This is a genomic window from Petrotoga sibirica DSM 13575 (assembly GCF_002924625.1).
GTDB lineage: Bacteria > Thermotogota > Thermotogae > Petrotogales > Petrotogaceae > Petrotoga > Petrotoga sibirica.
In genome coordinates this window covers 191,264-205,675 of record NZ_JAHC01000016.1, presented here as the reverse complement: position 1 = coordinate 205,675, position 14,412 = coordinate 191,264, and the positions used below count along the sequence as shown (strand labels likewise).

At 33.4% G+C, this 14,412-nt stretch carries 15 protein-coding genes; 7 read left to right on the top strand and 8 right to left on the bottom strand.

Features of this window, described 5'->3' with window-relative positions; translation table 11 throughout:
- Positions 1-2: 2 nt before the first annotated feature.
- The 8 genes from hisB to acpP all read right to left on the bottom strand — a co-directional run bounded on the left by hisB (position 3) and on the right by acpP (position 7,486).
- Positions 3-539 carry an imidazoleglycerol-phosphate dehydratase HisB gene (gene hisB, locus AA80_RS04555; RefSeq protein ID WP_103876632.1) on the bottom strand — a complete coding sequence of 179 codons (537 nt, stop codon included), beginning with the start codon at positions 537-539 and terminating at the stop codon, positions 3-5.
- Positions 536-1,666: a histidinol dehydrogenase gene (hisD, locus tag AA80_RS04550; protein ID WP_341805470.1), complete on the bottom strand. Its 1,131-nt coding sequence runs from the start codon at positions 1,664-1,666 to the stop codon at positions 536-538. The genes hisB and hisD overlap by 4 nt, the downstream gene beginning before the upstream one ends.
- A 52-nt stretch (positions 1,667-1,718) precedes the next feature.
- A complete protein-coding gene (gene hisG / locus AA80_RS04545) occupies positions 1,719-2,342 on the bottom strand; it encodes an ATP phosphoribosyltransferase (protein ID WP_370445633.1) in 624 nt (207 codons plus the stop codon).
- Between the two features lie 5 nt (positions 2,343-2,347).
- Positions 2,348-3,133: an ATP phosphoribosyltransferase regulatory subunit gene (locus AA80_RS04540; protein WP_103876629.1), complete on the bottom strand. Its 786-nt coding sequence runs from the start codon at positions 3,131-3,133 to the stop codon at positions 2,348-2,350.
- Positions 3,134-3,446: 313 nt separating this feature from the next.
- Positions 3,447-4,055: a transglycosylase SLT domain-containing protein gene (locus AA80_RS04535; protein WP_103876628.1), complete on the bottom strand. Its 609-nt coding sequence runs from the start codon at positions 4,053-4,055 to the stop codon at positions 3,447-3,449.
- Between the two features lie 37 nt (positions 4,056-4,092).
- On the bottom strand, positions 4,093-5,538 hold the full coding sequence (locus AA80_RS04530) for an alpha-amylase family glycosyl hydrolase (RefSeq protein WP_103876627.1): 1,446 nt from the start codon (positions 5,536-5,538) through the stop codon (positions 4,093-4,095).
- 19 nt (positions 5,539-5,557) lie between these two features.
- Complete coding sequence (locus AA80_RS04525) at positions 5,558-7,141, bottom strand: CTP synthase (RefSeq protein WP_103876626.1); 1,584 nt, start codon at positions 7,139-7,141, stop codon at positions 5,558-5,560.
- A gap of 87 nt (positions 7,142-7,228) precedes the next feature.
- Positions 7,229-7,486 carry an acyl carrier protein gene (gene acpP / locus AA80_RS04520; protein WP_103876625.1) on the bottom strand — a complete coding sequence of 86 codons (258 nt, stop codon included), beginning with the start codon at positions 7,484-7,486 and terminating at the stop codon, positions 7,229-7,231.
- A gap of 267 nt (positions 7,487-7,753) precedes the next feature.
- Here acpP and AA80_RS04515 point away from each other — a divergent pair, with 267 nt between their 5' ends.
- From AA80_RS04515 to mutS, 7 genes are all read left to right on the top strand, one after another.
- The gene (locus tag AA80_RS04515; protein ID WP_103876624.1) at positions 7,754-8,296 is read left to right on the top strand and encodes a hypothetical protein; all 543 of its coding nucleotides are present in this window, start codon (positions 7,754-7,756) and stop codon (positions 8,294-8,296) included.
- A 9-nt stretch (positions 8,297-8,305) separates the two neighbouring features.
- Positions 8,306-8,986 carry a 16S rRNA (cytidine(1402)-2'-O)-methyltransferase gene (rsmI, locus tag AA80_RS04510; RefSeq protein ID WP_103876623.1) on the top strand — a complete coding sequence of 227 codons (681 nt, stop codon included), beginning with the start codon at positions 8,306-8,308 and terminating at the stop codon, positions 8,984-8,986.
- Positions 8,958-10,361 (top strand): exodeoxyribonuclease VII large subunit, encoded by a 1,404-nt coding sequence (locus tag AA80_RS04505; RefSeq protein WP_103876622.1) that lies wholly within the window; start codon positions 8,958-8,960, stop codon positions 10,359-10,361. The genes rsmI and AA80_RS04505 overlap by 29 nt, the downstream gene beginning before the upstream one ends.
- Positions 10,362-10,476: 115 nt before the next feature.
- Positions 10,477-10,749 (top strand): hypothetical protein, encoded by a 273-nt coding sequence (locus AA80_RS04500; RefSeq protein WP_103876621.1) that lies wholly within the window; start codon positions 10,477-10,479, stop codon positions 10,747-10,749.
- A gap of 80 nt (positions 10,750-10,829) precedes the next feature.
- The gene (locus AA80_RS04495) at positions 10,830-11,135 is read left to right on the top strand and encodes an extracellular matrix/biofilm biosynthesis regulator RemA family protein (RefSeq protein WP_103876620.1); all 306 of its coding nucleotides are present in this window, start codon (positions 10,830-10,832) and stop codon (positions 11,133-11,135) included.
- 3 nt (positions 11,136-11,138) lie between these two features.
- Entirely contained in the window at positions 11,139-11,753 is a 615-nt protein-coding gene (gene clpP / locus AA80_RS04490) for an ATP-dependent Clp endopeptidase proteolytic subunit ClpP (protein WP_103876619.1), read from the top strand.
- Between the two features lie 183 nt (positions 11,754-11,936).
- Positions 11,937-14,390, top strand: a complete 2,454-nt coding sequence (gene mutS / locus AA80_RS04485; RefSeq protein ID WP_103876618.1) for a DNA mismatch repair protein MutS — start codon at positions 11,937-11,939, stop codon at positions 14,388-14,390.
- Positions 14,391-14,412: the final 22 nt, after the last annotated feature.

The following is a 14,412-nucleotide window of genomic DNA, read 5'->3' as shown; positions in this document are numbered from 1 at the left end:
CTCTAGACTTCGTAAACTCTATTTGTACTTTCGTGTTTGTCACTTGGTTCAAGGGCAGTTTTTAAAGCGCTACCCAAAGCCTTGAAAGAAGCTTCAATTATATGATGAGCGTTTTCACCATTTATTTGCTTCATATGGATAGTTGATTGCAAATACCTTGATAGCCCTAGAACTAATTCTTTGAAGTTGCCTAGGTCAAAGCCTTTTTCAGAGTCTTTAATGTTGATATCTATATTTGTATAAGATCTTGAAATATCAATCGAAACGAGTATAAGAGCGTCGTCCATTGGTAATATAGAGGTTCCGAACCTTTTTATCTTCTTGCCTTCCACTTCATTCTTTAAAAATTGGCCGATTGTTATTCCCATATCTTCCCATAAATGGTGATTAAGGTCGAACTTTGCCTTGATGATTACGTCCTTTTCCATGTAGTAGAATAGAGTTTTCAATAAATGATTCAGAACAAGATCCCCGGTATCAACAAATAATTCTTTAGAATAATTGATTTCTATGTCTGTTTCGTCAGTTTTTCTTCTCATTTCCTCACCTCCATAGATTTTTTGTGTTGGTACATACCTTCGATTTCCGCCATTCTTATACCTAAGTATCTCTCTTTTAACAATTCTTCTTTACTCACTTTTGCGATGGATATTTTTTTTGTAAAATCTGATAGGTTCAAAACCGAGGAGAAACGTGCTGCACCACCTGTTGGAAGTACGTGGTTAACACCCAAGAAATAATCCGCTGCGGGTACAGGTGTGTAATCTCCCAAATAAACAGCCCCTGCATTTTGTATGAGAGGTAGTACTGATTCAGGATCTTTTGTCATTATCTCTAAATGCTCAGGCGCTATTTCGTTGGTTTTAGCTGCACAATCTTCCATACTTTTGAAAAGATATCTCTCTATCCCCTCTCTTTGGCAATATTCATATAATTTTTTAGAAGTAGTGATTAAGAAAGATCTAGATTCATAACCATGTTCAAGTTGGGAGAGCAAGTCGTTTAGAATGTATTCTGGTTTTGCTGTCTCATCTGCTATCACGCAGATTTCTGATGGTCCTGCCAAGCTGTCTATTCCAACTTCTCCAAACACCTGTCTTTTTGCTTCATTCACGTATTGGTTTCCAGGACCAAATATTTTATCTGCTTTCTTCATACCGATGCCGTATGTCATAGCAGCAATAGCTTGAATTCCACCAATTTTGTAAACTTCTTTTATCCCCAACTTTTTTGCTATATAGATGATGTAAGGGTTTATTACCCCGTCTTTTGGAGAGGAAGTGATCAACATTTCTTTTACACCTGCAATTTTGGCTGGAATAGCGACCATCAACAAACTCGAAGGTAGAGGTTTACCACCTGGAACATAGATACCTATCCTGTTTATTGGTCTATTAATCAGTCCATAAGTTGAGTTGTATTCATTGGAATAAAAAATATCCTCTGTTTTTTGTTTTAGATGGTAATTCTCCAATCTTTGAATCGTTTTTTCTATAATTTCTTTATCTTGCGCGGGGATTTCTTCGTCGATATTCCATTCTTCAACTTTTAATTCTAAATCACCATTATAATTATCGAATTGTTTTGAATACTTTTTTACTGCAGGCATTCCGTTGTTTTTTATGTCCTCCAATATCTGTGAAACGTAGTTCTGTAATTCCATTATGTTTCCCTCCTTCGATTTTTTTATGCTGTCTTTAGAAACTTTGAAATTTGTTTTAATTCATATTTTCCTCGTTTTTATATTTCTTTGCTTTATTTATTAAATCGTTTATAAAATCGAACTTAGTCTTTTGGGTTATCCTGTTTACCAAAAGTACCGCAGAGATATCCATTATCTTGTATGCTTCTTTTAAATTGTTTGCTTGTATCGTGTTTCCCGTATCAACAATATCTACTATTGCATCCGCTATACCGGTTTTTGCTGCCAATTCTACCGCTCCATTTAATTTAAGTATTTTCACTTTTAAACCCTTTTCAGAAAAGAAATTTTTTGTAATTTCAGGGTATTTGGTTGCTATTCTGTAGCCTTCCATCTTTTGAAAAGATATTTCTCTGTTTTCGGGTAAAATGATACTCATTCTACATTTACCAAAAGGTAATTCTAATGGTATATAAACTTCGTTGCTCCTTTCAAGGGCAACGTCACTTCCGCATATCCCAATATCTACCCCATTTTCTACGTATACAGGTACATCAAAAGCTCTGGGAAAATAAAAGGTATAACCATTTTCATAAGATATAAGTTCTCTGTGGGCAGGTTCTTTAACATTAATACCTATCTTTTTTAAAAAGTCTTTGCTGTCTTCCAGTAATCTTCCTGATGGCAATGCTGTTGATATAGTTGTCATCTCATCATCTCTCCTATAATATCCAAATTTAAAGCCATTCCACACGAATATTTGCCGTTTATCCTGTATTGACCACCGTTGCCTAAAAGGTAACCATTATCCGGTGAATAGATTTCAAATACAACATCCTCATAGTAATTCATGTATTTAATTGTTCCAAGGTCTATGTATATTCTGGGGTCGTTAAGGTTTTTAATTATTGTGTTTAATTTTGGAATGTTTGTTTCTTTTCCTCTGTAATTGAAAAGAGTTGCTATGGATACTTTTACCTCCTCATCCAACGGGAGATTTTCAATAATCTCGAAATTTCTCAGCTCAACAGCCCTTAAAATTTTATCTCTGTATTGTGGAACTCCTTTTAAAATTCTCTCCCAACTCCTTATTGAGCTTACGTCTATAAAGAAATTTTTTATATCCAACAGTGATAGAATTTCGATGGTTAAACGCAGAATCTCTTCTTCGATTTGAATTTCTTTCCCATTTAATATTTCAAATCCGAACTGCCAAACATTGGATAAATTTTCATCTAAAACTTCCGAAATGTAAAAGATTTTTTCTTTTTCTTCTACTTTATCCATGTCGATCAGCCAAGAAGTCACATCGGGTTTCAAAAGGTAAAAATTTCTTCCATCTGCAAATTTTAGTCCCTTTATTAAATTTTCGGAATACTTTGTTATAGAAGGAGGAAACAGCTCATAAAAATCGTGTTTAACTAGGACAGTTCTGATTTTGCTTACAATATTTGATAATTTCTGAGATTCTGCAAAGATATCTTTTTTCATTTTAAACCCCTTTCTTTTATATTTTAAAAGATAAAAAACCGGTCACGAGAAATCGTGACCGGTTATTACGCTTAGCCTTGTATGCAGTGATTTACAAATAACAACATACATGGCATGTGTTAACTCGGTCACGCCATGTATGATGATGAATATTTAAATTAAACAATGTTTTTGAATTGATGTTTGTTTTAAGATTAGACATTATATTTACCCCGTTTATAATAAATTTTCAAATTAACTAACAAAATTTTATCATATTTTTGCGGCAATGTCAATCAAATAAACTTTTCTCAACAAAAAACAAATAGTATTCTTAAATGATGGGATATCTAATGGCAATTCTGTTTATTTTATAGACTACTTTATTTGCGTAATAAATATTCCCACCGCCATTGTACCAACCTATGGCTTTGTAAGGATCGCCGTGAGTTTCCATCAAATACTTCAAATAGGCTGTACCAACTAGTATGTTGTACCTTGGATCTACTAAAAGCCTATCTTCGATCCAATCTAAACTTGTTTCAGTATAGTTCAAGCTTTCAAAAAGTTCAGAATATTTGTTCACAACAAACTGTGCGGTTGATGGTCTGAGTTGCATGTAACCTACTTCTCCGTAACTGCCAATAATATTTTTGAAATTTGTTTCTGTGTCAATTATTGCCGCAATCATCAGCGGAGATATTTCAAAGAATTTTGAGGCCTCCATAATGGAAGAAACAAGCAAGTGCAACCTATCTTGCGACATCTCCTTCCCAACTGCTACTTTGTATTGTGATGAAATAAAATCGAATAAAACGGTTTTAATCGTTATATCTTCTTTGGCATTTTCTTGACTGTTAACATTTACATAGGGGGATAAAGAGAACGCTGCCAACGAAAACGTTAAGAGCATTATAATAGTAGTGTATCGTTTTTTGTGCATTTTTGTATCACCTCTCTAATGGACCCCCACGATCCCTTCAACTTTTTTTGATTAAATAAACACCGTAAGGTGAAAGTTCAACATAACCTGGTACTGCTTTATTGTTTCCAATAGACAGTAATTCATCTCCATTTTCAAGCAAAACGGAGCATTTGGAAGATTTTAGGTTATAATAAGCTATAAATTCATTTAATTGACTATAACACCTTAATTTTACCATATTTTGGTCAAAATTCAAAATCTCAATTCGTGCATCATCGATCCAGGGGTTAGACTTTCTAAATCGAATCAAATCTTTTATGGTGTTTAAAATGGAATTTTTTTGGTTTATCTGTTCTTCGACAGATTCACCTGAATATGGAGGGTTGAATTTAAAGCCTTTCCATTCTGTTTGACCAGGCCCAAAACCATTTTCATACCAGTGAAATGGTTCTTGACTGTCTTCTGTAAAATTAACATCTTGCGGAATACCTTTCATTCCTGTTTCCTCACCATAATAGATAAAGGGAATGCCAGGAAGTGTGTAAAGAATTGAAAAGCCCAACTTCACTTTCTTTTCATCTTTTAAGTCAGACAGAATCCTTGTCATGTCGTGATTAGTTAAGAAATTACCTGACATAGATAGGACCTTACCATTTGGTAAATACTCTGTCATACATTTTTTCAATGTTTCTACTAGATCTTGAGGTGATTCATTTTTTAAGGTCATCTTTAAATCCTCTGCAAGTGGGAAGTTGAAACCTATATCGAATATTCCTTCGTACTTTCTTACAATTTCCGGTGCATCCCATACCTCACTTATAACTAAGGCATCTTTTTTTATCGATTTTATATAGCTAACCATCTCTTTCCAGAATTCGATATTTTTTTCATGTTGGTAATGGAACCTCATCTTTTCAAGGTCAAAATCAAAAATGTGTTTTGCGGCATCCAGTCTGAAGCCATCAAAACCATTGTCTAACCAGAATTTAAAAATTCTTTTTATCTCTTCCCATAATTCTTTGCTTTCAAAATTAAGGTCAGGTGAGGCAGGACCAAAAATGCCATAAAAATATCTATCACCTATCTTTTGCCAGATTTTACTTTCGTCCCAATGTCTTTTTTCTTCTAAATCAGCCTTCTCGTTGGCCCAAATAAACCAATTTTTGTATGGCTCTTCTCCCTTAAGTGCGCGTTGAAACCATTCTGATGTAACTGCCACGTGATTAATAGGAAGATCAAGGATGAATTTTATACCTTTCTTGTGTCCCTCTTCTAATGCCTCTCTTAAATCTTTTAGATCCCCATAAACAGGATTAACCTCGAAAAAATTAGAGACTGTATAACCGTGAAAGGCTGGAGATTTCATAATTGGTAGCAGCCAGACATGATCTATTCCCAAATCACACAGGTAATCCAATTTTTGTTTTAAACCCTGTAAATCTCCAAGACCGTCGCCATTTGAATCATAAAAAGAGCGTAAATACAATTCATAAAAAGTCATTTGTTTTCCTCCTTTTCATTTATTTGTTTTTTTCAATCGCTTCAATAAATGCTTTGAAGATAGGATGCGGATCTCCAACTTTTGTCTTAAATTCCGGATGGTATTGAATACCGATATAAAAAGGATGAGAACTCAGTTCAATAGCTTCAACGAAATCTGTAACGGCGGATATGGAAAGTTTATTAGGAACATTTTTCCCTTTTTCAAACATATTCTCGAAATCTTTGTAATTAACTTCATAACGGTGTCGGTGCCTTTCAAAGATAGAATTTTTCCCTTCATAGATCTTGTGAAGTTTCGTGTCGGGAAGTATTTCAATATTTTGAGCTCCTAGTCTCATTGTGCCGCCTAAATTAAGCATTTTTTTTTGTTCTTCCATCAAATCAATAACAGGATAAGGAGTATTTTCATCAAACTCAGTTGAATTAGCTTCTTTGTATCCGAAAACATTTCTAGCGAACTCTATCACCATTAGTTGCATACCAAGGCAAATCCCAAGAAGAGGAACATTATTTTCCCGGGAATATTTTATAGCCTTTATCTTTCCTTCGATTCCTCTTGATCCAAAGCCGCCTGGGATAATTATACCTTCATATTTACTTAAAAGTATTTTGATTTCCTCTTCGCTCATTTCTTCTAGCTCTTCAGAGTTGATTAGATCAGGCCTTTTTGCACCACTTAAAAAAACACTTTCCATTATACTCTTGTAGGCATCATCGGTACCTAAATACTTGCAAATCATAGCAATTTTTAAGTTTTTAAATGTTTTAGGACATTTCCAGCTCAATTCTTCAACTTCTTTTGATATTTCCAAATTCAATTTACTAGAAATAAGCGTATGAATATTCTTTTCATAAAGAATTTGAGGAACTTCATAAACGTTTGCTAAATCCGGAAGGTTTACAACATAGTCTAAAGGAACGCCTCCGAACAAAGCTACTTTTTCAAGGCTGGAAAGGTCTATCTCTTTTTCCGTTCTTACCAAAAGCATATCTGGTTGGATTCCTATTCTTCTTAAAAGTTGAACGGATTGCTGAGTTGGCTTAGTTTTAAACTCGTTGGTAACATGTAAATAAGGGACAAAAGTTACGTGTATGAACATAAAATTTTTTCGACCTTTCTCGAAAGACAGCTCTCTTACAGCCTCTAAAAATATTTCACCTTCAATATCGCCAACAGTGCCCCCTATTTCAATGAGCAAGACTTCTGTGTCTATCTCTTCGATCCTTTCTTTTACCCTTTCAGTAACGTGAGGAACCATCTGAACGGTAGCTCCTAAATACCTTCCTTCTCTTTCTTTCTCGATAACATATTTATACACTTGACCTGCTGTCATATTGTTGAAACTCTTCATCTCTATCCCTAAAAATCTCTCATAATGGCCCAAATCAAGATCCGCTTCGTAGCCATCTTCTGTTACAAAAACTTCTCCATGTTGGTTGGGGTTCATAGTTCCAGCATCTACATTCAGATAAGGATCTATTTTCAATGAATTGACGGTTAATCCCAGCTCTTTTAAAAGCCTTCCTATTGAAGCAGAAACAACTCCTTTACCTATACCGCTGAGTACTCCTCCCGTTACTATAATGTATTTTTCAGCCATTATTTTATTTCACCTCTTTTTTAAGAAAAAATTACCATATTTTAAAAAACAAGGGGGAGCGAATGCTCCCCTCATTTTGTGATTAATTCAATCCTCATCGTCGATGTTCAATTTTTCAGATAATAAATTAACCGCATTTTCAACGGTTTTGATTTTTTCTAACTCTTCGTCCTCTATCGTTACTCCGAGTTCAGACTCAAAAGCCATAGTTAAATCCACTAGCTCTAAAGAATCCGCGTCTAAATCATCGGTAAATGAGGCATCCAATGTAACTTCTTCCTCGTCGACACTCAACGTATCTACGATTATTTCTTTTACTTTTTCGAACAACTCATCCTTTGTCATATTTGTTTACCTCCTTAGCCATTATTTATCATTTTCCGAACGTTGGTCATTGATAAAATTCGTGTCAATTATAATGAGTTATTTTGGTTTTGTCAAGTTTCTTATTTTCATAAAAGTAAAATATTTATGAAATTTCTCTTTTTTATGAACTAACCAATATTTTCACGGATATTTATTATGATCTAATCTGTTTTTTAAAAGAAAATAAGGTTATTATGGTACAATTACATATATAATTATACAGATTGAAACAAAGAGGAGATTACATTGAAATATGAGAATGAGAGAAAGTATAGAATACCCGATAAATATATATTTAATAAGTTAGCCTCACTGGCCTTTGATGAATCGCTTATACTTCAATGGTACGATAAAAATGGTTTGAGAACGAGGTTAGAGATTAAAAATGGCCAAAAAGTGTGGACTTCAAATTTTAAAAAGGAAATAACAAAGGGATTAAGAGAAGAGGAAGAAGATTTTCTAAACGAAAAAGAAATCTACTTTGATAATTTAAAAAGTCAAAGGATGGTAATGAAAAAAAGATATCTTTTAAATAAAGACCCGGAAATAGTAGTAGACGAGTTGTTGAACCCTGATAATTGTATAAGATACAAAAAGGAATTTTCGAAGATTATGTATCTTCTAGAAATAGAAGAAAAGGAAAAGAATGTTGATTTAACGAAGTTCTTGATGGATTTTTTAGGCGACATTTTCTGGAAATTGGAAGACTTAACTTATTTAGATGGATACAACAATTCTGACTTTGCAGGGGAACATGAATGCGATTTAAACAAAATTGTTAGGATGTGAAAAATCAAAATGGGAAAATTAATTCTAGTTGGCACACCCATAGGTAATTTTGAAGATATTTCTTTAAGAGCCTTAAAAACTTTGGAAGAAGCTGATCTAATACTCACCGAGGATAAAAGGGTCACCTTGAAATTGATAAACCATTTTGAACTTGGCAAAAAAGAGTTATTTACTTTCAATGAGGCAAACTCAGAAAAGACTATGGACACTGTATTATCTTTGATCGAAAGTCATAATATAACCGCCTTAGTGTCAGATGCGGGGATGCCTGTTTTGGCCGACCCCGGCTTTAACTTGGTACAAAGGTGTTGGGAAAATAGTATTAAAATAGACGTGGTCCCAGGCCCTTCTGCATTGACTTCTGCTTTAGCTGTAAGTGGATTCCCGGCTTCCAAGTTTTTATTCTTAGGCTTTTTACCTCGAGGTAAAAAATTGAGAAGACTTTTGAGAGAGATAAAAGGTTTCGAATATCCAATAGTTTTTTTTGAATCTCCAAATAGAATAATAAAGACCTTACAAGAAATTTTGGATAATTTTGGAGAGATAGAAGTATTCGTTGCACGAGAGATGACGAAGCTCTACCAAGAATTTTTTAAAGGGAAAATTTCTGAAGGGATAAAATTTTTTGAATCCAAAGATCAAGTGAAAGGAGAGCTAACCGTTGTTATTTTCCCAACAAGAAGAATTTAAGTTTGAAAGCATACAAGAGTTGATAGAATATTTGAACAGTATATTCACCAGTTCTCCTCTTTACAGGCAAGAGATCGAGGTTATAGGTGATGTTACTCATGCAAAATACAGTAAAAGAGGGGACCTCTACATTGAACTTTCTCAAAGAGTGAGAAGTTCAAATTATTCTATAACTATAATTTTCAGTCAATCTAATGTTCCATATGTATTTGAACATTGTAGTGTTGATAACGAAAGAGAACTTCTCAATAAAAGGTGGAAGTTTCAGGGCATTGTTAACTTTTGGAAAAGAGAAGCTAAGTATGTAGTATCTGGTTCATCAATAATACCTTTAGGCGCTTCTGAAATAGAAAAGAAGAAAAAAGAAATATTGGAAAAGTTGGAAAAGAGCAATCTTCTAAGAAAAGTGGAACATGAACTAATAGAACTTGATCCAATAAAAAAGATAGCCGTTATTACTTCACCAACCGCTGCTGGTTTTGGGGATTTTCAAAAAAATATTAATCATTCTAGGTTTATTCCTATTGTACACTTATACCCGGCTCCCATGCAGGGTGCAGAAACGGTACCTGGGATCAAAAAAGCCCTGTTTGCTATTTTAAAGTCTGGAATCTATTATGATGTAGTTGTTATAATCAGGGGAGGTGGTTCAAAAAGCGACCTGATGTATTTTGATGATTTTGAGCTTGGTTCTCTTATAGCAAAGTTTAACCGAAAGATTCCTGTTCTTACAGGGATAGGGCATGAACAAGATTCTACAATACCTGATTTTGTTAGTTGGAAAAACTATTCAACACCTACGGAAGTATCAAGAGATATAGTCAATCAAATTAACTATTTTACAGATAATCTAGAAACCTTAGAAAAAAATATAACCTATTCTTTTACCAATGTTTATTATCAGATGGAGAACTTACTCTCTTTCAATACAATTAACAACTTTAAATATTACCTTAGTAGGGAATTAATTAATTTGTTCAGAACTTTGGATGAGGATCATCTTAATATTACTAGAAAAGTTAACCAAATGATTGAAAGTAGTGAAAAATCAATATCTCTCAACAAGTTGGACTATATTCAAAGGTTCATAGAATATAGCATCAAAACTTACAACCAGAACATAATAAGTACAACGAATGAAATTGTATCTGAGTTGAAAAGTAAGTTCGAAATATCAGAAAGAATTTTATTTAGTACTTTTCAAGAACTTACTAAGTCGAGTCCTTTTGCTGCGTTTTTAAATAACGGTGTTTTGGTAAAAAAAGGTGAAGAAATCATAGATAGTGTGGAAAAACTACAGAGGAAAGATGAGGTTAAATTAATATTTAAAGACGGAGAAGCTGATTCGAATATCGAGAATATCAAAAAATGGTGATAATTTTTGCAGCGTTGTGCAAAATAGCTCTTTTAAAATAAATTTTGATTTTGGGGTTCTTAAGGGGATAAGCCCCTTAACGTCCCCCTTTAACCATTGAAAGAGGAGGATAAAGATGGAAGAAATAATTAAACTGAGTCAAGAAGAAATTAAAAAGATGAGCTTCAAAGAACAATTAAAACTCTTGGAACGTATCAACGATTACTTTCAAAATGAAAAGCAAGACGAATTGGATGTTGAAAATGCCCTTGAAATTTATAAAAAAGCATTGGATATACTTACCTATGCAAGAGAAAAATTAGTCAATTTAAAGGAAGAAAAAGCACAAATTGATGAAAGATACGAGAAGATAAAAAACCAATTAAGTGATTCAACTAGCATTGATTAATGATAATTTAAACAAAAAATAATATTTGTTGTGTATAATCTAAGTGATGACAAACATTTTAAAGAGGAAGATGGATAATAATGTTTATAGCGGTTGGAAAAGGTGTTTTTGTGCCTACGGAGAGAATCCATTCTGTTGTCCCTGATTCATTCGTTCAGTTTGGTAAAATAAAAAAGATTTACCAAGGAATTGATGTATTAACTCAATTTGAAAATGAAACTGAGTTAGAAAATTCTCCACCTCCTTTAAATGCCACTGTTAGTTTGATTGATGCTTCATATGGCAAGGCGGTCAAATCTATTATTTATATGGATAGTGGCCAAATAGTGTTAACTGCGCTTGAATCAAAAAAAATTGTAGAAAAGATTAAGAAAGGAAGGCGATAAATTATGGCTATACCTATGCCAGTAGTTATAGAAACGGAAGGAAGATACGAAAGGGCTTATGACATCTATTCTAGATTGTTGAAAGATAGAATAGTTTTTTTAGGAACACCAATAAATGATGATGTAGCTAATGTAATAATTGCCCAGTTACTCTTCCTGGAATCTCAAGATCCAGACAAAGACATATTTTTATACATAAACTCTCCTGGCGGTTCTGTAACGGCAGGATTAGGAATATACGACACAATGCAGTACGTTAAACCTGATATTTCAACTATATGTATAGGTCAGGCTGCCTCTATGGGAGCGTTACTATTAGCGGCTGGTGCAAAAGGTAAAAGGTATTCTTTGCCTTACTCAAGAATTATGATACACCAACCTTGGGGTGGTGCCGAAGGAACAGCCGTTGATATACAAATACACGCTAGAGAGATTTTAAGATTAAAAGATGACCAAAACAACATACTTAGCAAACATACTGGACAACCCTTAGAAAAGATAGAAAAAGATACCGATAGAGACTTTTTTATGAATGCACAAGAAGCTTTAAACTATGGTCTCATAGATAAAGTAATAACAACAAAGAGTGAAGCCACTAAAGAAATCGACAAAAAATAATCAAGTCCAGACTAAAGGATTTCAACCAAATTTTATTAACAATTCAAATTAAAGAAGGCGCCAGAAACGAAGCGCCCTTCTTTTGTTTGAGAGTAGATACATTTGGAATAAACTAATTTTCAAAAAAAAGATTTCGATTTTAAAAGGGTTACAGGGCCCCAAAGAATGCGGGGAGGATCAGTTATGAGTAATTTAACTCCGATGATAAAGCAATATCTAAAGATAAAAGAAGAATATAAAGATTCTATTTTACTTTTTAGACTCGGAGATTTTTATGAAACTTTTTTTGAAGATGCCAAAAAAGTCAGTGAAATATTGCAAATTGTGCTAACGAAAAGAAATGGTCACCCTATGGCAGGCATTCCTTACCATGCTTTAAATAACTATTTAAAAAGGCTATTAGATGCGGGGTATAAAGTAGCTATATGTGAACAAATGGAAGATCCTCAAAGCTCAAAAGGTATAGTAGATAGAAAAGTAACCAGAATACTGACACCCGGTACCATCATAGACGAAGGTATGTTGGAAGAAACAAACAGATTTACAGCCTTGATCACCAACAATGGGAATTTGTTTAAAATAGCCATTTTTGATTTTTCAACGGGTGACTTTTATTTAGACTCATTTGATTTCAAAGAAAGCGAACTATTAGACTTCATCTCTTCTTTTGGTTTGGTACAGATTTTGCTATCCAAGGAGCTTGAACACCTATCAAAAAAGATAAAAAATTTAGCCAATCAGGTTTATGTAGAAATCTTGGATGAATGGTATTTTTCAAACAATTTTAAAGACCATTTGAAAGAAACGTACGAAGTTTTAAGTCTTGATCATTTGGATTACGATGATGAAGAATTAAAAGTAGCCGATGCTGTTTTAAAGTACTTAGAAGTCACACAATTTTCAAAAATCAAACACATGAAACTTCCAAAGCGTTTTAAAACAAAAAACTACATGTTTTTAGATTCCAACACTATAGAAAATCTTGGCATTCTTCCTACAAATTCAAACAAAGGAAAAACTCTTTACGACATTCTAAAATTCACAAAAACCAGTATGGGGAATAGAAAATTAAGAGAGTTCATCCTTACTCCTCTCACCGATAAAGAAAAAATAGAAGAAAGGCTAAACAAAGTCCAGTACTTAGTTGAAGATCCTCTTTTGTTAGAAGAACTAAAAGAATATTTGTCATCTGTAAAAGATCTCGAAAGGATCTCATCTAGGATTTCTTTGATGAAGGCAACTCCAAAAGATCTTATTGCGTTAAAAGATTCTTTGGAAGTGATTCCCTATATAATCGAATCTTTAACTTCGAATCCAGGATTGACCAATTTTTTTGATGGTATAGATGTCCTTAAAGAAGTTAAAGAGTTTATTGAAAATACCATCATCGAAGAACCTGCTATTGCTCCAGGAAACGGAAAAGTAATTAAAGAAGGTGTTTCAGAAGAGTTAGATGAATACAGAAACATATTTAATAACTTAGATAGCGTTTTGAAAGGTATTGAAAAGAGGGAGAAGGAAAAAACTAAGATTAGTAGTTTGAAAGTTGGAAGGAATAAGATTTACGGTTTCTATATAGAAGTTTCAAAAACACAATCTTCTAAAGTTCCTGATGATTACGTGAGAAAGCAAACGTTGGTTAATACGGAAAGGTATACAATAAAAGAATTGGAAGAGGTTGAACAGCGCTTAGCGATATCAGAAGAAAAAATAAAGGTTATTGAAAAAGATATTTACGATAAGGTATTAACTCATCTAAGTCAATATGTGGATAAAATAGAAAAACTTTCCGATAAGATCGCTGAATTGGATGTTTTTAGATCTTTTGCAGAGGTTAGCAGAGTTTACAATTACAAAAGGCCCACTTTTGTGCAAAACTCCAAAGAAATCAAAATAATCAACGCAAGACATCCAGTGGTGGAAAGATTTGTTGATGACTTTACTCCTAACGACTTATATTTAAACGAAGACAAGTTTTATATAATTTTGACAGGTCCTAATATGAGTGGAAAATCAACTTTTATAAGGCAAATAGGGCTAATAAGTATAATGGCACAAATAGGTTGCTTTGTTTCTGCCGAAATGGCGGAAATCCCTATTTATGATGGTATATTTACGAGAATCGGTGCAAGGGATGATATAGTTAGCGGAAAATCAACTTTTTTAGTCGAGATGTTAGAGGTTTCAACTATATTGAATAAAGCAACGAATAACAGCCTTGTGCTCCTTGATGAAGTAGGGAGAGGGACGAGTACATTAGATGGTATTTCTGTTGCATGGGCAATCTCAGAATATTTATTTCAAGTTAAAAGATGCAATACAATCTTCGCTACACATTATACGGAGTTAACTTACATGTCGCATATATATGAAGAAGTAGTTGCGAAGAGAATTAAGGTTGTAGAAACTATGGATGGTGTTATATTTTTACACAAAATTGAAGATGGCATAAGTGATAACAGTTACGGTATAGAAATAGCAAGATTGGCAGGATTTCCCGTCGAAATAATTGAAAGATCAAAAGAAATATTGGCTCAATTGTCAAATAGAGTCGACTTGGAAAATAGATTGAAGAGAATAAAAAATATTAATAAGAAAAAATATGAATCACATGAAAATCAGTTAAAAATGTTTTAATTTATGATATAATTAAAAATAG

Coding starts and splice junctions, on each gene's coding strand:
- hisB (WP_103876632.1), bottom strand. CDS start 539: ATGAGAAGAAAAACTGACGAAACAGACATAGAAATCAATTATTCTAAA.
- AA80_RS04540 (WP_103876629.1), bottom strand. CDS start 3,133: ATGAAAAAAGATATCTTTGCAGAATCTCAGAAATTATCAAATATTGTA.
- AA80_RS04535 (WP_103876628.1), bottom strand. CDS start 4,055: ATGCACAAAAAACGATACACTACTATTATAATGCTCTTAACGTTTTCG.
- AA80_RS04530 (WP_103876627.1), bottom strand. CDS start 5,538: ATGACTTTTTATGAATTGTATTTACGCTCTTTTTATGATTCAAATGGC.
- AA80_RS04525 (WP_103876626.1), bottom strand. CDS start 7,141: ATGGCTGAAAAATACATTATAGTAACGGGAGGAGTACTCAGCGGTATA.
- acpP (WP_103876625.1), bottom strand. CDS start 7,486: ATGACAAAGGATGAGTTGTTCGAAAAAGTAAAAGAAATAATCGTAGAT.
- rsmI (WP_103876623.1), top strand. CDS start 8,306: ATGGGAAAATTAATTCTAGTTGGCACACCCATAGGTAATTTTGAAGAT.
- AA80_RS04500 (WP_103876621.1), top strand. CDS start 10,477: ATGGAAGAAATAATTAAACTGAGTCAAGAAGAAATTAAAAAGATGAGC.
- AA80_RS04495 (WP_103876620.1), top strand. CDS start 10,830: ATGTTTATAGCGGTTGGAAAAGGTGTTTTTGTGCCTACGGAGAGAATC.
- clpP (WP_103876619.1), top strand. CDS start 11,139: ATGGCTATACCTATGCCAGTAGTTATAGAAACGGAAGGAAGATACGAA.
- mutS (WP_103876618.1), top strand. CDS start 11,937: ATGAGTAATTTAACTCCGATGATAAAGCAATATCTAAAGATAAAAGAA.